The 19886-nt window shown below is 64.6% G+C and carries 17 protein-coding genes and 1 other RNA gene; 8 read left to right on the forward strand and 10 right to left on the reverse strand.

The genetic code is table 11. The features are described from left to right. Positions 1-2: 2 nt before the first annotated feature. Together NO357_RS12790 and NO357_RS12795 are read right to left on the reverse strand one after the other, a co-directional pair. Positions 3-1559 carry an ABC transporter substrate-binding protein gene (locus NO357_RS12790; RefSeq protein ID WP_306736061.1) on the reverse strand — a complete coding sequence of 519 codons (1557 nt, stop codon included), beginning with the start codon at positions 1557-1559 and terminating at the stop codon, positions 3-5. 115 nt (positions 1560-1674) lie between these two features. Beyond that, positions 1675-2604, reverse strand: a complete 930-nt coding sequence (locus NO357_RS12795) for a LysR family transcriptional regulator (protein WP_306736062.1) — start codon at positions 2602-2604, stop codon at positions 1675-1677. 103 nt (positions 2605-2707) lie between these two features. Here NO357_RS12795 and NO357_RS12800 point away from each other — a divergent pair, with 103 nt between their 5' ends. Both NO357_RS12800 and NO357_RS12805 read left to right on the forward strand, forming a co-directional pair. After that, the gene (locus NO357_RS12800; protein WP_306736063.1) at positions 2708-4342 is read left to right on the forward strand and encodes an amidohydrolase; all 1635 of its coding nucleotides are present in this window, start codon (positions 2708-2710) and stop codon (positions 4340-4342) included. Beyond that, on the forward strand, positions 4335-5987 hold the full coding sequence (locus NO357_RS12805; RefSeq protein ID WP_306736064.1) for an amidohydrolase: 1653 nt from the start codon (positions 4335-4337) through the stop codon (positions 5985-5987). Before NO357_RS12800 ends, NO357_RS12805 begins: the two co-directional genes overlap by 8 nt. A gap of 70 nt (positions 5988-6057) precedes the next feature. On the opposite strand, the gene NO357_RS12810 is transcribed toward NO357_RS12805, so the two are convergent. From NO357_RS12810 to NO357_RS12820, 3 genes are all read right to left on the reverse strand, one after another. Further along, the gene (locus NO357_RS12810; RefSeq protein WP_306736065.1) at positions 6058-7242 is read right to left on the reverse strand and encodes a DUF1501 domain-containing protein; all 1185 of its coding nucleotides are present in this window, start codon (positions 7240-7242) and stop codon (positions 6058-6060) included. Between the two features lie 2 nt (positions 7243-7244). Further along, a complete protein-coding gene (locus NO357_RS12815) occupies positions 7245-8609 on the reverse strand; it encodes a DUF1800 domain-containing protein (RefSeq protein WP_306736066.1) in 1365 nt (454 codons plus the stop codon). A gap of 132 nt (positions 8610-8741) precedes the next feature. Next, positions 8742-9431: a metal-dependent hydrolase gene (locus tag NO357_RS12820; protein WP_306736067.1), complete on the reverse strand. Its 690-nt coding sequence runs from the start codon at positions 9429-9431 to the stop codon at positions 8742-8744. A 282-nt stretch (positions 9432-9713) separates the two neighbouring features. On the opposite strand from NO357_RS12820, the gene gatC reads away from it, so the two are divergent. The 5 genes from gatC (at position 9714) to rnpB (ending at position 13361) form a co-directional block, all read left to right on the forward strand. After that, positions 9714-10001 (forward strand): Asp-tRNA(Asn)/Glu-tRNA(Gln) amidotransferase subunit GatC, encoded by a 288-nt coding sequence (gene gatC, locus NO357_RS12825; RefSeq protein WP_306736068.1) that lies wholly within the window; start codon positions 9714-9716, stop codon positions 9999-10001. After that, on the forward strand, positions 10001-11488 hold the full coding sequence (gene gatA, locus NO357_RS12830; RefSeq protein ID WP_306736069.1) for an Asp-tRNA(Asn)/Glu-tRNA(Gln) amidotransferase subunit GatA: 1488 nt from the start codon (positions 10001-10003) through the stop codon (positions 11486-11488). The genes gatC and gatA overlap by 1 nt, the downstream gene beginning before the upstream one ends. Positions 11489-11523: 35 nt before the next feature. Beyond that, on the forward strand, positions 11524-12240 hold the full coding sequence (locus NO357_RS12835) for a hypothetical protein (protein WP_306736070.1): 717 nt from the start codon (positions 11524-11526) through the stop codon (positions 12238-12240). A 24-nt stretch (positions 12241-12264) separates the two neighbouring features. Beyond that, on the forward strand, positions 12265-12942 hold the full coding sequence (locus tag NO357_RS12840; RefSeq protein WP_376744384.1) for an N-acetylmuramoyl-L-alanine amidase: 678 nt from the start codon (positions 12265-12267) through the stop codon (positions 12940-12942). Positions 12943-12994: 52 nt separating this feature from the next. Further along, an RNA gene (rnpB, locus tag NO357_RS12845) (RNase P RNA component class A) lies at positions 12995-13361 on the forward strand. 262 nt (positions 13362-13623) lie between these two features. On the opposite strand, the gene NO357_RS12850 is transcribed toward rnpB, so the two are convergent. Further along, the gene (locus tag NO357_RS12850) at positions 13624-14517 is read right to left on the reverse strand and encodes a DMT family transporter (protein WP_306736072.1); all 894 of its coding nucleotides are present in this window, start codon (positions 14515-14517) and stop codon (positions 13624-13626) included. A 250-nt stretch (positions 14518-14767) separates the two neighbouring features. Between NO357_RS12850 and leuB the strand changes: the two genes are divergently transcribed. After that, complete coding sequence (leuB, locus tag NO357_RS12855; RefSeq protein ID WP_306736073.1) at positions 14768-15871, forward strand: 3-isopropylmalate dehydrogenase; 1104 nt, start codon at positions 14768-14770, stop codon at positions 15869-15871. 69 nt (positions 15872-15940) lie between these two features. Here the strand turns inward: leuB and NO357_RS12860 are convergent, their stop codons facing one another. Genes NO357_RS12860 through NO357_RS12875 form a run of 4 tightly spaced genes read right to left on the reverse strand, consistent with a single transcriptional unit; the run spans position 15941 to position 19765 of the window. Then, positions 15941-16183 carry a MoaD/ThiS family protein gene (locus NO357_RS12860; protein WP_306736074.1) on the reverse strand — a complete coding sequence of 81 codons (243 nt, stop codon included), beginning with the start codon at positions 16181-16183 and terminating at the stop codon, positions 15941-15943. Beyond that, entirely contained in the window at positions 16183-18426 is a 2244-nt protein-coding gene (locus NO357_RS12865; protein ID WP_306736075.1) for a xanthine dehydrogenase family protein molybdopterin-binding subunit, read from the reverse strand. Before NO357_RS12865 ends, NO357_RS12860 begins: the two co-directional genes overlap by 1 nt. After that, the gene (locus tag NO357_RS12870) at positions 18426-18905 is read right to left on the reverse strand and encodes a (2Fe-2S)-binding protein (protein WP_306736076.1); all 480 of its coding nucleotides are present in this window, start codon (positions 18903-18905) and stop codon (positions 18426-18428) included. The genes NO357_RS12865 and NO357_RS12870 overlap by 1 nt, the downstream gene beginning before the upstream one ends. Then, positions 18905-19765 (reverse strand): FAD binding domain-containing protein, encoded by an 861-nt coding sequence (locus tag NO357_RS12875; RefSeq protein ID WP_306736077.1) that lies wholly within the window; start codon positions 19763-19765, stop codon positions 18905-18907. The genes NO357_RS12870 and NO357_RS12875 overlap by 1 nt, the downstream gene beginning before the upstream one ends. Positions 19766-19886 lie beyond the last annotated feature (121 nt).

Here is a 19886-nt window from a genome sequence, read left to right on the forward strand (position 1 = left end):
CCTTATTCAGACCATTCCACCATGTCCATCGGGTGCATGGTGCCCCAGATGCCGGTAGGAACGTTCTTGAGTTTCTTGTCGTAGGCCGTGTGATAGGGCAGAGAGTTGATCCAGTAGATCGGCACATCCTGCGCCACGATCTGCTGGAACTCGGCATAAAGCGCCTTGCGCTTGTCCGCGTCCTGTTCAACGGCGGCGGCGTTGAGCAGTTCGTCTACCTTGGCATTTGCGTATTGCTGGGTGTTCGACCAGATCACGCCCTTCCGGATGTTCGAGCTGAGATAGGTGCGGTGCACGCCGATCACCGGGTCGCCCCAGTTGAACACCACGTCCATGGTCAGTTCGAAATCATGTCCGCCGACGCGGCCCGCCCAGGTGGGGAAGTCGGGCGCGGCGCGGACGGTGAGGTTGATACCGATCTTCTTCAACTGCGACTTGAGGTATTCGGCCACCGATTGCTGCTGCTCTTTGGGCCCCGGAATATAATCGATGGTCAGGTCCATGCCGTCAGCATAGCCGGCCTCGGCCATCAGCGCCTTGGCCTTGTCGAGATCGGTGTCATAGGCCGGGATGGTTTCGTCGAAAAACGGCGAGCTTTCGATAATCGGGCTGCGCTGCTGTTTCGAAACGCCGCGATGCAACGCCTTGGTGATGAAGTCGCGGTCGGTGGCATAGGCGATGGCCTGACGCACCCGCACGTCCTTGAGTTTTTCGGAGGCGGTGTTGAAGGCAAGCCAGTTGATCGGACCGACGGCGGCATAGCCCTGGTCGGTGATCGCAAGGTGATCGGCCTTTTCCAGTCGGCGGATTTCCTGGCTGCCGGCCATGAAAGGATAGATGTCGGCTTCGCCGTTTTCCATCGCGATCAGCAGCGCCGACGGATCCTTGATGATGCGGACGATGATCTCGTCCAGCTTGGGACGCCCTTCGAGGAAAAAATTGGGGTTCTTCTTGAGGACGATCACCTCGCCGGCCTTGAACTCATCGAGCATGAAGGGTCCCGAGCCGACAGGGGCCGAGTTCGCGGGGTGGGATTTCGCATCCTGGCCGTCGCCGAACACGTGCTTCGGTAGCACCGGCGCCAGCGCCGGCGAGAGTGCCAGCAGAAGCGCGGGGTGCGGCTGGCTGAGCTTGATCACGGCGGTGTGGGCGTCTGGGGTTTCGATGCTTTCGACCGGTGCGAACATCGATTTGAAGGGGTGGTTTTCCTTCGTCGTCATGATCGAGAAGGCCACGTCTTCGGAGGTAACCGGCTTGCCATCATGGAAGGTGGCGTTGTCGACTAGGTTGAGCGTGACCGAAAGGCCGTCTTCGCTGATATCCCAGCTCTTCGCCAGATACGGCTGCGGTTCCCAGTTCTCGTCATAACGCAACGGCGAGGCGAAGATCTGGGTCGACGGCACGGCAGTGGCGATGCCCGACTGCACGGCGCCGTTGAGATGCCGTGGCACCTGTGTCGAGGCGATGACCAGCGTGCCGCCTTCGGCGAAGGCGGGGGTGGAGGCGAGCGACCCGACGGCGATAGCCGCGGCGCCCATGAGGCGTGTCATGAGTTTCATATGAAGTCTCCCGGTTGGCTTTTTCTCATTGAGTCCAACGCTAGACGTGCCGCTTGATACAGAAAACAGCGTTTTGTGGAGGTAGTAACGCTATTTTATGCGAGAAGTGCCGAGATCAGGTTGGATCACGCAGGATCAGGTGATCGAACGCGCCATTCTCGGAAAGCTCTTCGCAAATGCTGGTCACGGCCTGGACCATGGCCGCGCGCTGGGCGGCGTGGGTGCAGGCAACACCGAAGCGCGGCGATTCGATCTCGTCGCTGATCGGCAGGGCGATGATGCCGTTTCGGCCGTCGCGGTCATTCGGGCCGCAGATGTTGAGAATGGAATAGCCGAATTCGGCGGCCACCAACCCGCGCAGCACCGATGAGGACTTGGTGGTGTGCACCACGTCCGGCCGGAGGCCGTGGGACGAGAAGATCGACAGGAAGTAGGTCTCGGTGCCTGGCAGATCGAGCATGATCATCGGCAGCGGCGCCAGGTCGGCCAGCCTCACGGCGGGTTGCTGCGACAATGGAGAGTTTGCCGGCAACAGCGCCCAGGGACGGGCGCGGAACAACGGCGTGAAAGGCAGCTTTTCGGGCGTTTCACGGCGATAGGTCAGGGCGAGATCGACCGTGCCCGACTTCAGTTGTGTATTGATCGAGTGCATGTCGCCTTCCTGCAGATCGATGCGGATTTCCGGGTAATCGCGGGCGACGCGTTTCAGCAATGGCGGCAGGACATAGGGCGCGGTGGGTGCGTAGCAGGCCAGCCGCAGCGTACCAGCGGGTCCGCCCGAGAGCGACATCAGGTCGGATTCGAACATCCGCGCCTGTTCCAGGAACTGGGTCACCAACTGGCCCACGCGCTGTCCGGTGTCGGTGGGTATCAGACCCTTGGCGGGTATCCGGCGAAACAGCTCGGTCCCGATGTCCTGTTCGATCGAGTCGATGGCGGCAGTGATCGAACTTTGCGAAATATTCATCTCGGCGGCGGCGCGGGCAATCGAGCCGATGCGCAGCGCCGCATCGAAATAGCGCAGTTGTTTCAAGGTGAAATGCATGGGGCATCATTCCCCCAGGAAATCGAGTTTATCCAGACAGTAAATCTATTTTCCCGAAGATCAAGCCGGGGCGTAACGTCGTGGCGACACGAGGGAGTTTGCCATGGCCGAGATTACCGTTTTCCGGGCAAAAAAAATCATCACGATGGATCCCAACCGCCCGGAGGCGAGCCACGTGGCGGTGAAGGAGGGCCACATCCTGGCGGTGGGCGGGGCGGATTGCGCCGACCAGTGGGGTGAGGTGAGCCACGACGACAGCCTGGCCGAGGCCGTGCTGATGCCGGGCTTTGTCGAGGGGCATTGCCACATGATGGCAGGCTTCATCTGGGACTATGCCTATGCCGGGTATCACGACCGCATCGACCCGTTCGGCAAGCTGTGGCGCGGCAAGCAGGATATCGAGACGGTGATCGATGATATGCGCGACTATGCCGAGGGCCTGGCGCCGGAAGAGCCTCTGTTGACCTGGGGATTCGATCCGATCTTCCTGACCTCCGAGCGGCTGAACCGGCATCACCTCGACCAGATCAGTGCCGACCGGCCGATCGCCTTCCTGTTCTCGAGCGGGCATTTGATGTGCGTGAACTCGAAGACGCTGGAACTGGTGGGGTATGACCGTGAGACCGACGTGGAAGGCGTTGTGAAAGGCGCGGATGCAGAGCCCACGGGCGAGTTGCAGGAGATGGCGGCGATGTTCCCGGTGATGCGGCGGCTGGGGATGGACTATCGCACCAAGGCGCATCAGGAGACCTATATCCGCCAGTTCGGCATGGTCTGCACCCGCGCCGGTGTGACCACGGCGACCGACCTTTTCGCAACGCTGACCGATGAAGGCGTGGCGGAACTGGCGCGGGTAACGGCCGAACCGGATTACCCGGTGCGCATCGTGCCCACCATCGGGGCGATGAACGCCAGCCCGGAGGAGATCGCGGCGCAGGCGCTGGCGGTGCGGGGTGAAAGCCATGACAAGCTGCGGCTGGGGGCCGTGAAGCTGATGACCGACGGCTCGATCCAGGGCTGGAGCGCGCGGGTGAAATGGCCTGGATACGTGGGCGGACAGCCCAACGGCCTTTGGAACACTCCACCCGAGACCATCCACCGGCTGTGCGAGGTGATGCAGCGCGAGCGCATCCAGATGCATGCCCACACCAATGGTGATGAGGCCAGCGAGGTGACGCTGGATGCTATGGAGGCCGCTGCCGGCAAACACCCTTGGCCCGGGGCGCGCCACGTCCTGCAACACGCCCAGATGATGGGCCGGGATCTCTTTGAGCGTGCCGCCGAGCTGGGTGTCTGCGTCAATCTCTTTGCCAACCACATCTGGTATTTCGGCGATCAGCATGCGGCCAAGACCATCGGCGAAGACCGCGCGAGCCGGATGGACGGCTGCCGCATGGCGCTGGAAACCGGCGTGAAACTGGCGATTCACTCGGATGCGCCGGTGACGCCGCTGGGGCCGCTGTTCACCGCCTGGTGCGCGGTCAACCGGGTGACGATGTCTGGCCGGGTGCTGGGCCCCGAACAGCGGATCAGCGTTGAGGAGGCGCTGCGGTTGATCACGCTGGGGGCGGCTTATACGCTGAAAATGGATGACGAGATCGGCAGCATCGAGGCGGGAAAGCGCGCCGATTTCGCGGTGCTGGGCGACGACCCGACTGCCGTCGATCCGATGATGCTCAAGGACGTGCCGGTGCTCGGCACGGTGACGGGCGGGCAGGTCAACCTGCTGAATGACTGAGAAAGGACTGCGCGAGATGGCCGGGATTACCGTATTCAAGGCAAAAAAGATCATCACCATGGATCCCAACCGTCCCGAGGCCACCCACGTCGCGGTGCGGGACGGCAAGATCCTGGCGGTTGGCGGGGCGGACTGTGCCGACCAGTGGGGCGAGGTCGCCCACGATGACAGCCTGGCCGAGGCGGTGTTGATGCCGGGTTTCGTCGAGGGCCACGCTCACATGATGGCCGGGGCGATCTGGAACTATTGTTACGTCGGTTATCACGATCGTCTGGACCCCGACGGAAAGCTATGGACAGGCCGCGGCGACCTGACGGGCGTGATCGACGGGCTGAGTGCCTTTGCCGCGGGCCTGCCCGAGGGCGCGCCGGTGATCGGCTGGGGTCTCGACCCGATTTTCCTTGAGGGTGAGCGGCTCAACAAGACCCATCTCGATCAGGTGAGCCCTGACCGGCCGGTGGCGGTGATCTTCTCGAACTTCCACCTGATGTGCGTGAACTCGGCGGCTTTGGAACTGGCCGGGTTCGACCGCGAGACCAATGTCGAAGGGGTGGTCAAGGGCGCGGACGGCGTCCCCAATGGCGAGTTGCAGGAAATGGCGGCGATGTTCCCGATCATGCGGCGGCTGGGGATCGATTTCCGCGAGATGTCGCGCACCGAAGCCGGCATCCGGACCTATGCAGAGGTTGCCAAGCGGGCGGGGGTGACGACGATCACCGATCTCTTCGCCCAGCCCGAGGACGAGGATATCGAGGTGCTCTTGAGGGTCACCGGCGACCCGGCGTTCCCGGTGCGGATCGTGCCGGCGATGGGCGCCATCGGAGCGCGTCCCGCGGAAATCGCGTCACGGGCGCAGACGATCGCGAAACACTCGACCGACAAGCTGCGGCTGGGCGCTGTGAAGCTGATGACCGACGGTTCGATTCAGGGCTGGACGGCGCGGGTCAAGTGGCCCGGCTATGTCGGCGGCCAGCCCAACGGTATCTGGAACACCCCGCCCGAACTGATCCGGGATCTGGTCGAGGAGATGCAGAAGGCCGGCGTGCAGATGCATATTCACGTCAATGGCGACGAGGCCAGCGAGGTCAGTATCGACGCCATCGAGGCGGCGGCACGGAAACATCCATGGGCCGGGGCGCGGCACGTTCTGCAGCATTGCCAGATGATGGGGCCGGACCAGTTCCGCCGCTGTGCCGAGCTGGGCATCTGCACCAACATTTTCGCCAATCACATCTGGTATTTCGGGGATCAGCATGCACGGCTTACCATTGGTGACGACAGGGCGCGCCGGATGGATGCGGTGCGGGCGGCGCTCGACGAGGGCGTGCACGTGGCGATTCATTCCGACGCGCCGGTGACACCGCTGGGGCCGTTGTTCACCGCCTGGTGTGCGGTGAACCGGCAGACGATGACCGGGTATACGCTGGGCGCGGCGCAGAGGATCACTGTCGAGGAGGCGCTGTATGCGATCACGCTGGGGGCGGCCTTCACGCTGAAGCTCGATCACGAGATCGGCAGCATCGAGACCGGCAAAATCGCTGATTTCGCAGTGCTGGGGGACGATCCCACTGCTGTGGGCCCGATGGCGCTCAAGGATATCCCGGTGCTGGGCGTGGTGTCCGGCGGGCACGTGCACCTGGTTTGAGGCGTGACGGGGTTTGAGGCGCGACGGGTTTCCGACCGTTTCGGGCGCGATCCCGAAACGGCGTGGAGCGTTACCTGAACAGGCCGTCCATCGGGGACAGTCCGGCACTGCCAGGGAAGACGCGGGTTTCGACGAACCCCTGGTCCAGCCCGAGATGCGACATCAGTACTGACTTGAACAGGCTTTCATAGGCATTGGTCGGGCGCAGGTCGCGTTCCTCCCAGAGTGCGTTCGGTGACAGGCCCGGCCAGTTACCGGCGATACGCCCGCCTTTGACCGCGCCACCGGCCAGCATGGCGATCCCGCCGGTGCCGTGATCGGTGCCCTGCGAGGCATTCTCGGCCACGGTGCGGCCGAATTCCGAGACCACCATCACGGTCGTCCTGTCCCAGCTCCCGTCGAGTCCGGTGCGCAGTTCCAGCAGGCCCTGGGCAACGAACCCGAGCAGACGGTTGAGCCGCCGCTCCTGGGCGAAGTGCGTGTCCCAGCCGCCCAACTCCATCACCGCGATGCGCGGGCCATGGTCATGCGCCAGCAGGTCGGCGGTTACCCGGGCGGCCATCAGGAAATTGCGGCCCTGGCGCGGGGTGTCATCCATGCCGTCCATGCTGACATCGGGTTTCAACGCGCCGGTGGCATCGTGCAGTGCATCTAGAAACAGCGGGTCTGCGCGATACATCTGCGTCAGCCGCATCAGGAAATCCTCGTCAACCTGGGGCAGCGCCGAGTCGTCCCACGTCTGCACTTCCGCCGCACCCTGCAGGATCAGCGGAACAGATGGTCCGAGTGCCAGCCCGAGCCGGCGGTCGCCGTCGTTGAGGCCCAGAATGGCGCGGTTGAGCCAGCCGTCGCGCGCGCCATAGGGTGTGCCCGAGCCGTTTTCCAGAAGGTTCTGGCCGTCGAAATGCGAGCGGCGGCGATAGGAGGTGGAGGCCGCAGGGATGAACAGAAGTTCGCCGTCTTCAAAGAGCGGTTTGAGCGGCGCCAGCGCGTGGTGCAGGCCGAAATAGCCGTCGAGACTGATCGCGCCGCGATCTTCGCCTGCGGTCTGGTCCAACCCGATCACTGGACGCAGGCGTCGATAGTCGGGATCGGCGAAGGGGGCCAGTGCATGCAGCCCGTCGAGCCCGCCACGCAGGAAGATCAAAACCAGACGGTTTTCGGTCGGGGCGGCGGCGAAGGCTGTGCCAGAGGCGGCGAGCGAGGTCAGCACTCCGCCGGCGGTGGTTTGCAGAAAGGCGCGGCGGCTGAACATGGCTATCTCCTCTGGAACTCGGGGCTGGCGAGGATCATGGCGATGGCGGCATCGCCCGAGGGCGCGCGCGAGACCCAGAGACGGGTGTCGTCGCTGACCACCGGGCCGATGGCCTGATCCAAAAGCTGGTCGGGATAGAGCGTTGCCGGCAGGCTGCCGGAAAAGCGGCGCAGCCATTCGATGCGGCGCATCAGCGCTTCGGGCGCGATCCAGTCGGTGGCGCGGTCGCCCCAGCCGGCGGGCGACGGCGCGGTGAAAGGCAAATGGTCGAATTCACGCAATGGCTGAAGCACGTCGCGCCGCCGGGCCTGATCTTCCCCGGTGACGCGGTGAGCCGAGATCACCAGTTCGTAATGCGTCTTCACCTTGGGCAACGGTTCGGCCCAGACCGCGTCCAGTTCGATCAAGCCGCGGCTGACTTCGGCAAGGTCGCCGTCGCTGTCGAGAAACACCTGCGCAATCCGGTCCACCGCATCGGCAGGCGGGTCATCGGAGACGAAGTGGCGCACCAGCTTCGTGGCGATATGCTGTGCGGTCGAGGGGTGGCGGGCGAGATCAGACAGTACGGCGAGGCCTTCGCGGTCTCCGTCCTCGGGATAGGTCCGGCCCAACAGCGTCTTGGGGCCGGGTTCGTGGAAGCCGGGGCGGAACTCGAAGCCACCGTGCACCGGGCGCATTGCGTTCCGGCCGCGTACCCCGCCATGGCCCCATCCGGTGAGTACCTTGGCGAGTTCGATCACGTCCGCCTGAGTGTAACCGCCATTGACGCCCAGCGTGTGCAACTCGAGAATTTCCCGGGCGAGGTTTTCGTTGAGCGTCTTGGTGCTGCCACGCGTCTGGCGCCGCCGTTGCCCGGCGGGAGAGTTTTCGCCCAACGACACGGCGTTGTCGAGATAGCTGAGCATTACCGGGTGACGGATGGCGGCGACGAGCATCTCGGAAAACCGACCGAAGATATGCGGACGTATCGCCTCGCGCTCGTAGGCCGGCAGCGCCGGGGCGATCAGCCCCTTGGTGGCCGAAACGGTGAAGTGGTTCGACCAGAACAGCACCATCCGTTCGGCGAAGGGCACGGGCGTGGCGATCATGGCGCGGGCCCGGGCGAGAAGCTCCTGCACCATGCGCTTGCGTAGCATCGTGTTGGTGGTCTTGCGCGTGTCGCGGTCTCCTTTGACGCGGGCGGTGTGGATCGCGGCCAGGATCGCCTCGGAGCTTTCGAAACCAGCTAGTTCGGCGGGTTCCCGATGCCGTAAAGCGATCTGCGCGGCGATCCAGCCACGGGGGTCGGACATGACCGCCTCGGCCTCGCCCGGGGCAGGCCCGAGGCCGAAACGGTTGAGGGCAATGAAACTGGCGATGTCCTGCATGGCTGTGTTCCGCGATTACGCTGCAAAGATTAACGCAGACCGCGAAAGAGTCCGTCGCGAAAATTTCGCATCGGCGGAAAAGCCCCGAGCCGGACCCCGGGGCTGAGATCTGTGTCAGGCTGGCGCGGGCGCTCAGACGGCGATCGGCGAAAGCACCTCCGGTTCGATCACCGCGACGCCGGGCAGGCCGGCGCGCAACGCGTCCGCATTCTGCTCGAGCGCCGGGAAAGTGCGGTAGTGGCTGGGGATCACGGTCTTGAAGTTGAAATAGCGTGTCGCGGCATAGGCCGCCTGCTTCATGTCCATCGTATAATAGCCGCCTGCGGAGAGGATACCGATGTCGGGTTTGAAATAATCGGCGATCCAGTCCATGTCGGCCATGATCGCGGTGTCGGAACTGTGATAGACACTGTGGCCCTCGGCCTGGATCACGAAACCGGTCTCGGTCCCCATGTAGACCGCGCGGTCGCCCAACTGCATGGCCGAACTGTGCGACGCCGGCACCATGGTGACGCGGGCCGCGCCAAACTCGAGCGCGCCGCCCTTGTTGAAGGCGTTGCCTTCGACTGCACCCAGCGAGGCCAGGTGACTGGCGAGTTCGTACATGCCCGAGACCGGGGCGCCGGTTTTCTGGCTGACCTCGACGATATCGGCGGTGTGGTCGAAATGGCCATGGGTGACGAGAATCTGAGTGGCCCCCTGGATCGCGTTGTCGCGGCGGTCTTCCGGCATGACCGGGCTGTTGATCCAGGGATCGATCAGCAGCACCTGATCGCCGGTCTCGATGCGCCACGAGCCGTGGCCGAGCCAGATGAGTTGCATTGGGAAACTTCCTTTGTTGAGTCGGTTCGAGCCGAAGCTTAGCATGCGCTGGCCGCGGCGCCAGTGGCGGGGATTGCCGCCCTTCGGCACGCCTCACCTGCCCACCCCGCGCCCTCGGGCGGCAATTGGGCAAAGACCTTCGAGTGAAGTGGCCATTGCCGCGAACAGGCATCTCCGGCGGGCGTATTTTGGCTAAGATGAAACGACGACACGGTGCATTGCCTTGAAGGTGGGGGGATGGAGCGGTAAGAGCCTGCCTAATTGGATTTTCAGGAGTCGCTGATGTCGATCGACAAGGACACTGCTGCAAAAGTGGCCAAGCTGGCGCGGATCAAGGTGGAAGAGGACCAGCTCGAGGCGCTCGCCGGCGAATTCAACGCCGTGCTGGGCTTTATCGAGCAGCTGAACGAAGTGGATGTCGAAGGCGTTGAGCCGATGGTGTCGGTGACGCCGATGCGGCTGAAACGGCGTCAGGACGTGGTGACCGATGGCGGCATGCAGGACAAGATCCTGAGCAATGCGCCGGATGCGCGAGAAGGGTTTTTCGCGGTGCCGAAGGTGGTGGAATAATGGGCGACCTGAACAAACTGACCATTGCCGAGGCGCGTGACAAGTTGCGGGCCGGGGATGTGACCAGCCTTGAGCTGACCGAGGCCTGTCTGAACGCGATCGACGGGGCGGGGGCGCTGAATGCGTTTGTGCATCATACGCCCGAGATCGCCCGCGAGCAGGCTATGGCGGCAGACGAACGCATCGCCAAGGGCGATGCGCCGGCGATGTGTGGCATCCCGCTTGGGATCAAGGACCTCTTTTGTACCAAGGGCGTGCCAAGCCAGGCAGCATCGAAAATCCTGGACGGGTTCAAACCGGAATATGAATCGACCGTGACGCAGAACCTGTTCGATGCAGGGTCTGTCATGCTGGGCAAGCTCAACATGGACGAGTTCGCCATGGGTTCGTCGAACGAAACCTCGGTCTATGGCAACGCGGTGAACCCGTGGCGGCGCGGCAATGACGACGCGGCGCTGACACCGGGTGGTTCTTCCGGCGGTTCGGCCAGCGCGGTGGCGGCCGACCTGTGTCTGGCTGCGACCGGCACCGATACCGGCGGGTCGATCCGGCAACCGGCGGCGTTCACCGGGATCACCGGCATCAAGCCGACCTATGGGCGCTGTTCGCGCTGGGGGATCGTGGCCTTTGCCTCGTCGCTCGACCAGGCTGGGCCGATGACCAAGAGCGTGCGCGACGCGGCGATCATGCTGGAGGCGATGTGCGGGCATGACCCGAAAGATTCGACCAGCGCCGACTTACCCGTGCCGGATTTCGAGGCGCTGCTGACCGGGGATATCAAGGGCAAGAAAATCGGCATTCCCAAGGAATACCGGATGGACGGGATGCCCGACGAGATCGAAAAGTTGTGGACTGACGGCGCCGAGATGTTGCGCGACGCGGGGGCGGAAATCGTTGATATCAGTCTGCCGCATACGAAATACGCGCTGCCCGCCTACTACGTGATCGCGCCGGCCGAGGCGTCGTCGAACCTCGCGCGTTATGACGGGGTCCGTTATGGCCACCGGGCGCGTCTGGCGCAGGGCGACGGCATCACCGAGATGTACGAGAAGACCCGCGCCGAAGGTTTCGGCCACGAAGTGCAGCGCCGGGTGATGGTCGGGACCTATGTGCTGAGCGCCGGGTTCTACGATGCCTATTACAACCGCGCCCGCAAGGTTCGGACACTGATCAAGCGCGACTTCGAAGAGGTGTTCGCGCAAGGGATCGACGCGATACTGACACCTGCAACGCCGTCTGCCGCGTTCGGGCTCGGCGAGATGAGCGAGGCCGATCCGGTGGCGATGTATCTGAACGACGTGTTCACCGTGACGGTGAATCTGGCCGGGTTGCCGGGGGTCGCGGTGCCGGCGGGGCTGGACAAGCAGGGCCTGCCGCTGGGGCTGCAGCTGATCGGGCGGCCCTGGGAAGAGGGCGATCTGCTTAATCTGGCCTATGCGCTGGAAGGCGCTGCGGGATTTGTGGAAAAGCCCGGGAAATGGTGGTAGAACCCGCGAAAACAATCAAAGGCAGGATAGGGAAGATGCGGTTTTCACTTGTGCCAGCGGCGTTTGTCGTCCTTTCGGCATGTCAGCCGACCGTTCCTGACAGCGGAGAGGGCGTAGGGTTTGGCGACTACGAATCCTATCAGCGACAGCAAGCCGCGCGCGAGGCGCAGTTGCAGGGACAGGCGGTGCCGTCGTCCCAGGCGATATCGGGCGAAACGGCTCGCGGAGCGCAGGCGACCGGATCGGTTATCGCGGCGGACACGCGAGCCGTTCTTGATGCCACCCGCAGCAACTCCGGCGAGCAGCCACTCGACGCCAGCCCGTCGAACCCGGCGCCGCAGGTGGTCAACACTCCCTCCGGCATTTCGAACGAAAACGACTTTGGAGCCGTCGACGCGCGCCGCTCGATCCAGGACGATGCCGAACTGCGCCGCCAGCAGCAGGCGCAATACCAAGTGATCCAGCCGACAGCCGTGCCGAGCCGCGTTGGCTCGGGCGGGCCGAACATCGTGCAATACGCGCTGAGCACGTCGCATCCCGTGGGGACCAGCCGCTATCGCCGCGGCGGGTTCAATGCGCAGGCGCGATACGAGGCGAATTGCGCCAAGTACCCGTCGCCCGATCTGGCGCAAGCCGAATTCCTGGGGAAGGGTGGGCCGGAAAAGGACCGGTTGGGGCTCGACCCTGACGGGGACGGCTATGCCTGTACCTGGGATCCGGCGCCCTTCCGGTCGGCGAAGAACGGCGGGTAGGGCGGCGTGTCAACCGCGCCGGCGGTGACCTCCCATCCTTCGTCTTGCTTCGCGGCGCGGCGCGAAGGCGCGCGTCCGGACATGATCGTTCTGCATTACACCGCGATGGAGAGCGCCGAAGCGGCACTGGAACGGTTATGTGATCCAGAGGTCGAGGTTTCGGCGCATTACCTGGTCTGCGAGAAGGGTCGCATCTGGCGGATGGTGGATGAAGAGATGCGGGCCTGGCATGCCGGCGCAGGGCGTTGGGGAGATGTCGCGGACGTCAATTCGCGTTCGATCGGGATCGAATTGGCCAATCGCGGCGACCACCCATTCCCCGAACCGCAAATGGCGGCGCTGGAGGCGCTGACGCGAGGAATCATGGCGCGGTGGAGCATTCCGCCCGAGCGGGTGATCGCGCATTCAGACATGGCGCCGGGGCGCAAAGGCGATCCGGGGCGGCGGTTCGACTGGCGGCGTCTGGCATGGGCTGGGCTGAGCGTCTGGCCGCAAGCCGGGGAGCCCGATGCGGATACGGCGGCGTTCGAGGCGGATGCGGCGGCGTTCGGTTATCCCGTGGCGGATGTCGGCACCGATGCCGTTCTAGAGGCGTTCCGCATGCGGTTCCGGCCCTGGGCCGAGGGGCCTTTGTGCGAGGCCGACGGGGCGGTGATGGCAGCGCTGGCGGCGCGCTGGCCGGCGGTGCCGGAGGTGAGTTGAAAACCCACTCTACATTGACGGACCGGACTGGCGAGCCTATGTGAACTTTTGCGCGGAGGGCCAGATGGCCGCGTGGGGGCGACCCCGCGAGGAAAGTCCGGACTCCACAAGGCAACGGTGCCGGGTAACGCCCGGGCGGGGAAACCCGACGGAAAGCGCCACAGAGAAAAGTCTGCCTTCGTTTCGGCGGAGGTGAGGGTGAAACGGTGGGGTAAGAGCCCACCGCCCGTCTGGCAACAGAGGGGGCACGGCAAGCCCCACCGGGAGCAATGCCAAATAGGGATCGCACATGGGCAGCCTTGGCCCTGCGGTCCGGGTCGGCAGCTTGAGCCCGCGGGCAACCGCGGGACCAGAGGAATGGTCATCGGCCACGGGGAAACCCGCGGTTACAGAATCCGGCTTACAGGCCCTCCGCGCATAATTCCCGAACGACGTCTGTCAAAATATGTCTCAGCGAGGTATTGCCCTGTCGCTGCTCTTGGCTGCGCGATGTCCCAAGATCGGCAACGGATCAAAGCCGCGCCCTTTGGCGCATCCCGCCCGCCCGGCTGGCGCAGGGCTCAATCGAGGTCCGGAAAGGGCATGACTGGTCTTTCACGGAGTGGTCTCGCAATGGCACCCCCAGGCCAAAGGCGACCAACATTTCCGCCAGGCGCTCAAACGCTCACGCCGCGGCGAAGGTCAGGCAAGCGCCGGCTTTTTCCGGCGCACGCTTGTCAGCAAGCCGACCGTCAGGAGGGCAATCGCTGCAATGCTGAACAGGCTCAGGGCTTCGCCCAGGATAAGGGCCCCCAGCAGCCCGCCCACCCCCGGCACCGCAGCGAGGATCGACGAGGTATTGGAATTGCCGATCGTGCGCGAGGCGTGGGCAATGAAGATCAGCCCGACAAGGTTCGGCACGAAGCCCTGATAGACGGCCTGCAATAGCAGCGGCTGCAGCGGCGCGTCGGCCAGCCCCGAGGGCAGCCAAAGCGCCCAGACCGGGACGTAGAGCACGGCGTTGACCACCGTGCCACAGAAGATCACCTGCATCGCGGTAAGGCCCCAACGCTCTGACAGGATGACGTAGGACGAGAAAAAGACCGCCCCGACGACGAACAGCAGATCGCCGATCCACGCGTCGCCGCTGCTGGTTGCGGTCCCGTCCCACGCCAACAAGATGGTCGAGACCAGGATCAGCGCCGCGCCCAGGACCTGGCGCGGGCCGGGGACCGCGCGAAACAGGACGAGGCCGAACAGAATGCTGATGAGCGGCAGGACGCCGTTCATGAAAATGCCGCCATGGGCGGCTGGTGCGTAGAGAAAGGCGGAAAACACGCACAGGATATAAACCGGCCCCAGGATGACCGAGACCACGACGATCTGCATCGGGCGCAGTTCCTTCCAGGGCTTGTAATACAGGCTGAGCGGAACGGCGATCAGCGCGGCCAGGCCATACCGCATCGCCGCGAGGTCATAGATCGTCAGCCCGCTTTGACTGGCGACCCGGCTGACGATCAGCCAGAAGGACCACACGAACACGATGCTCCAGGCGGCGGCATGGCCAGTGATTTGGGAAGGGGAGCGGGTGGTCATCTGCGCGGCGCCGAACCTGTAACGTCAGGGAAAATCCCCGACATCCAGCAGTAGGATCTGGCCGGGTCCGAGACAAGCGGCGTTTGGCGCTGCCGCCTGATTTGCGACTGCGCGCCGTCACGTCACGCGCGTTTCCTTCCATGGGTTCGGCCAATCGCTGCGGACGGCGGCGGCTTGAGGTGTTTTCTTGACCCTCGCTGCGCATCCCGCTAGGCGAGAGCGAACGGAGTCCCAAGGAAGGTTTCACCCCATGAGCAACCCCTCGCTTCTCATTCTGCCCGGTGACGGGATTGGCCCCGAGGTCATGGCCGAGGTGCGCAAGATCATCGACTGGTACGGCACCAAGCGCGACCTGACCTTTGACGTCAGCGAAGACCTGGTCGGCGGCGCGGCCTATGACAAGCACGGGGTGCCGCTGGCCGATGCGACCATGGACAAGGCGCAGGAGGTCGATGCCGTCCTGCTCGGCGCCGTGGGGGGGCCGAAATACGACAGCCTTGATTTCTCGGTGAAGCCCGAGCGCGGCCTGTTGCGCCTGCGCAAGGAGATGGACCTCTATGCCAACCTGCGCCCGGCGCAGTGTTTCGACGCTTTGGCGGATTTTTCCTCGCTCAAGCGCGACGTGGTGGCGGGGCTCGATATCATGATCGTGCGCGAGTTGACCTCGGGCGTTTATTTCGGTGAGCCGCGCGGGATATTCGAGGAAGGCAACGAGCGGGTCGGGATCAACACCCAGCGTTATACCGAGAGCGAGATCGACCGGGTGGCGCGCTCGGCCTTCGAATTGGCGATGAAGCGTGACAAGAAGCTGTGCTCGATGGAAAAGGCCAACGTCATGGAGTCGGGCGTGCTGTGGCGCGAGGTGGTGACCAAGGTGGGCGAGGACTACCCCGAGGTCGAACTGAGCCACATGTATGCCGATGCCGGAGCGATGCAGCTGACCCGCTGGCCCAAGCAATTCGACGTGATCGTGACCGACAATCTGTTCGGAGACCTGCTTTCCGACCTGGCAGCGATGCTGACCGGCTCGCTGGGGATGCTGCCCTCGGCGTCGTTGGGGGCGCCGATGGCCAATGGTCGGCCGAAAGCGCTTTATGAACCGGTGCACGGCTCGGCGCCCGATATCGCGGGACAAGGCAAGGCCAACCCGATCGCCTGTATTCTCAGCTTCGCCATGGCGTTGCGTTACTCGTTCGATGCCGGCGACGAGGCGACCCGGCTGGAAGAGGCGGTGAACGCGGTTTTGGCCGACGGTCTGCGCACCGCTGACCTGCTGGGCGAAGAGGGTGTGCAGCCGGTCTCGACGTCCGAGATGGGTGATGCGATTGTCGCCAAGCTGGACGCGTCGCTCTGAGCCGAGGACGAAGCCGTGGGGGCTCTGCCCCCACACCCCCGGAGTACTTTGAGCAAGATGAAGGACGGATCAGCCGCCGACGAGACGGTTGAGCAACACCACTTCGCTATCCTCGCGGATCGGCGTGGACCAGCTGTCGTTGTAGATCTTGCCGTCGATCGAAACGGACACCCCGCGCTCGAGTTGCGGCTTGAGCGCGGGGTAGGTTTCTTCGAGGCCCTGAAGCAGCTCGCGCAGGGTCGTGGCGGGGATCTCCACTTCTGTCTTCCCCGCCAGGTCGCCGAGCGAACCCCAAAGCCGGACCGTGACCATCAGGTCCCTTTCATGGCCGCGAGCACCTTGGGCGGCGACATCGGCAGCGAGGTCAGGCGCACGTTCGAGCTGCGCGATACCGCGTTGGCGATGGCCGCCAGGGGAGGCACGATCGAGGTCTCGCCAACCCCGCGCACGCCGTAGGGGTGGCCGGGGTTGGGGATTTCGAGGATCACCGGCTCGATCATCGGCAGGTCGGAGGCGACGGGAATCCGGTAGTCGAGAAAGCCCGGGTTCTGAAGCCTTCCGTCCTCGCCATAGATGTATTCCTCGTTGATCGCCCAGCCGATGCCCTGGGCGGCGCCGCCCTGGAACTGGCCTTCGACGTAATCCGGATGCACCGCCTTGCCAGCGTCCTGGAAGACGGTGTAGCGCAGCACCTTGACCTGACCGGTTTCCGGGTCTGTCTCGGTATCGACCATGTGGGTGGCAAAGCTGACGCCGGCCCCTTCCGCCGTGACCTCGTGATGGCCCGCTATCGGGCCGCCGGTGTTCGAGGCGATGGCGGCGATTTCCTTGATCGTCATTGGCGGGAACTTGCCCGCGTTGGGACCCGCCGGATGGGCCGCGCCGTCGCGCCAGTCGACGGCCTCGGGGTCGATGCCCCAAGTCATCGCGGCGCGTTCCTTCATGATCTGGATCGCGTGCCGCGCCGCCTTGATGGTGGCGAGACCGACGGCGAAGGTCACGCGGCTGCCATCAGTGACCTCGTTCTGGCCGAGGCTGGCGGTATCGGCGATCACCGTGCGGACCTGATCGAGGTCGACGCCCAGTTCCTCGGCAGCCATCATCGACATCGAGGCGCGTGAGCCGCCGATATCGGGGTTGCCTTCAGAGAGCGACACGGTGCCGTCGGGATTGACCATCAGCGACACGCAGGTATCGCCGCCGAAGTTGAACCAGAAGCCGCAGGCAACGCCACGGCCCTGGTTTTCGCCCAGAGGCGCGATCCAGTGCGGATGCGATTGCGCAGCCTTCAGCGTGGCCTCGAGCCCGATGGCCGGGTAGGTCGGGCCATAGGAGGCCTTGGTGCCTTCGCGGGCGGCGTTTTTCAGCCGGGTTTCCAGCGGGTCGAGGTCGAGCTTCTGGCAGAGCTCGTCGATGACCGACTCGACCGGATAGGCGGCCATCGGCGCGCCGGGGGCACGGTAGGCGGCGGCCTTGGGCCGGTTGGTCATGACCTCGTAACCCTCGGTACGGACATGTTTCAGGTCGTAAGGCGCAAAGCCGCACATCGCCGACAGGAAGGCGATCGAACCGGGGTAGGCCCCGGCCTGCAGCCGGTACGTGGCCGTGGCACCGGTGATGCTGCCGTCCTTTTTCATGCCGATCTTGACGTCTATCGACGACGACGCGGTCGGGCCGGTGGCGCGGAACACCTCGTCGCGGGAAAGCACCAGCTTGACCGGCTTGCCCGCCTTGCGCGACAGGACCAGCGCGGTGGGCTCCATCCAGACATGGGTCTTGCCGCCGAAGCCGCCGCCGATTTCGCTGGCGGTCACCCTGAGCATGCCGGCATCGAGGCCGAGGACGCCGGCGCAGGTGTTGCGCACCATGTAATGGCCCTGGGTGCAGACCCAGATCTCGCCCTGGCCATCGGCCCCGAGTTGAGCCAGGCAGGCGTTGGGCTCGATATAGCCCTGGTGGGTGGCGGCGGTGGTGAAGTGGCGCTCGATCACCAGATCGGCCTTCTCAAAGCCGGCCTCGGGATCGCCATGACCGTATTGCGAGCGGCCGGTGACGTTTTCGGAATAGCCTTCGGGCACGTTTTCCTGAACCCGGCCGGCTTCGATAACGGGTGCGTCGGGCTTCATTGCCTCGTCGACATCGGTGACGTGCGGCAGAACCCCGTAATCGACCTTGATCGCCTTGAGTGCGGCGCGCGCGATGGATTTTGAGGTGGCGGCGACGGCGGCGACGGCGTGGCCGTCGTAACGGGCCTTTTCGCCGGCCATGCAGTTGTCGAGCACGTCGGCAAGGCTGGCGCTTTCAGGCTGGTAGGTGAAATCGGCGCGGGTGATGACGGCTTTGACGCCCTTCATCGCCTCAGCCGCGGACGTGTCGATCGACTTGATCCGAGCATGGGCATGCGGCGAGCGCAGGATGGCGCCCCAGAGCATGCCGGGCGCGGTCATGTCGGCGCCATAGCGGGCCTTGCCGGTGACCTTGTCGATGCCGTCGGGGCGAACGGGCCGCGTTCCGACGATCCTGAAGTCGCGGGATTGGTACTCGTCTTTAGGCATCAGGCGGCTCCCCTCATGTCGGCGGCGGTGTCCATCACCGCGCGGATGATCTTGTCATAGCCGGTGCAGCGGCAGAGGTTGCCCGCCAGCCAGTAGCGGACCTCTTCCTCGGTCGGGTTCGGGTTGCGTTCGAGCAGGTTCTTGGTGGCGACCAGAATACCCGGGGTGCAGACCCCGCATTGCAGCGCTGCCATTTCGAGGAACTTCTGCTGCAGGGGATGCAAGTCATCGCCGTCTGCCATGCCTTCGATGGTCTCGACGCTGCGGCCTTCGGCCTCGCCGGCGAGCATCAGGCAAGCGCAGACGAGACGGCCGTCGACGATAACCGAACAGGCGCCGCAATCGCCGGTCCCGCAGCCTTCCTTGCTGCCGGTCAGGTCGAGGTGATCGCGCAGCACGTCGAGCAGGGTTTCCTGCGCCTCGCAGAGAAACTCGGTCTCGTCGCCGTTGATGGTGGTGATGACATGAATCTGGGACATCAGGCTTCTCCCTTGGCACGGGCCAACGCGATCCGCGCGGTGCGTTTGGCGATCACGCCGGTGACGTCGCGACGGAACTCGGCGGTGCCGCGCTTGTCGTCGATCGGCGTGGCGGCGGCGGAACAGGCGGCGGCAAGCGCGTCGAGCGCGGGGTCGTCACCGGTGGTGCCGATCAGTGTTTTGGCGGCGTCCCCGGCCACGATCACCTTGGGCCCGACGGCGCCCAGAGCGATCTTGGCGGCGGTCACGGCGCCTGCGCTGTCGAGCGTCAGTGTGATACCGACGCCGACCACGGCTATGTCCATCTCGGTGCGCGGAATGAAGCGCAGATAGGCGCTGCCAGAATTTTCCGGTTTGGCAGGCAAAAAGATCGAGGTGACCAGTTCGCCCTGGGCCAGTGAGGTTTGGCCCGGGCCGGTGGGAATGTCTTCGACCGGCACGTCGCGGCTGCCATTGGGGCCGGCCACGCGGGCCACCGCACCGGCGGCGACCATGGCAGGTACGCTGTCGGCCGCGGGCGAGGCGTTGCATAGGTTGCCGGCCACGGTGGCGCGGCCCTGGATCTGAGTCGAGCCGATCAGGTCGGCGGCTTCCGTTACGCCGGGCCAGTCGGTCACGAGGGCGGCTGTTTCGTTCATCTCGGCCGAGGGCACGGCGGCGCCGATGCGCCAGCCGCCGTCATCCTGTGCGATGGTCGTCATCTCGGTGATACGCTTGATGTCGATCACGGCCGAGGGAGCGACATCGCCCATGCGCAGGCGCACGAGCAGATCGGTGCCTCCGGCCAGGACGCGCGCCTCGGGATCAGCGGCGAGCAGGGCGACCGCTTCGTCAACGCTCTCTGGGGATTGGAATCTCATGGAGTCTTCTTTCCGGTTTCCGGGGTTGTGCTTGGCGTGGCGCTGGGCGCCCTGACCGCAGCTTGGGACGAGTCGGGGGACAATGGCAAGCCCCGCGCCCAACTTGATCCGGAAGGTCCAA

This window comes from Marimonas arenosa, from assembly GCF_030848945.1.
Taxonomy (GTDB): Bacteria; Pseudomonadota; Alphaproteobacteria; order Rhodobacterales; family Rhodobacteraceae; genus Marimonas; species Marimonas arenosa.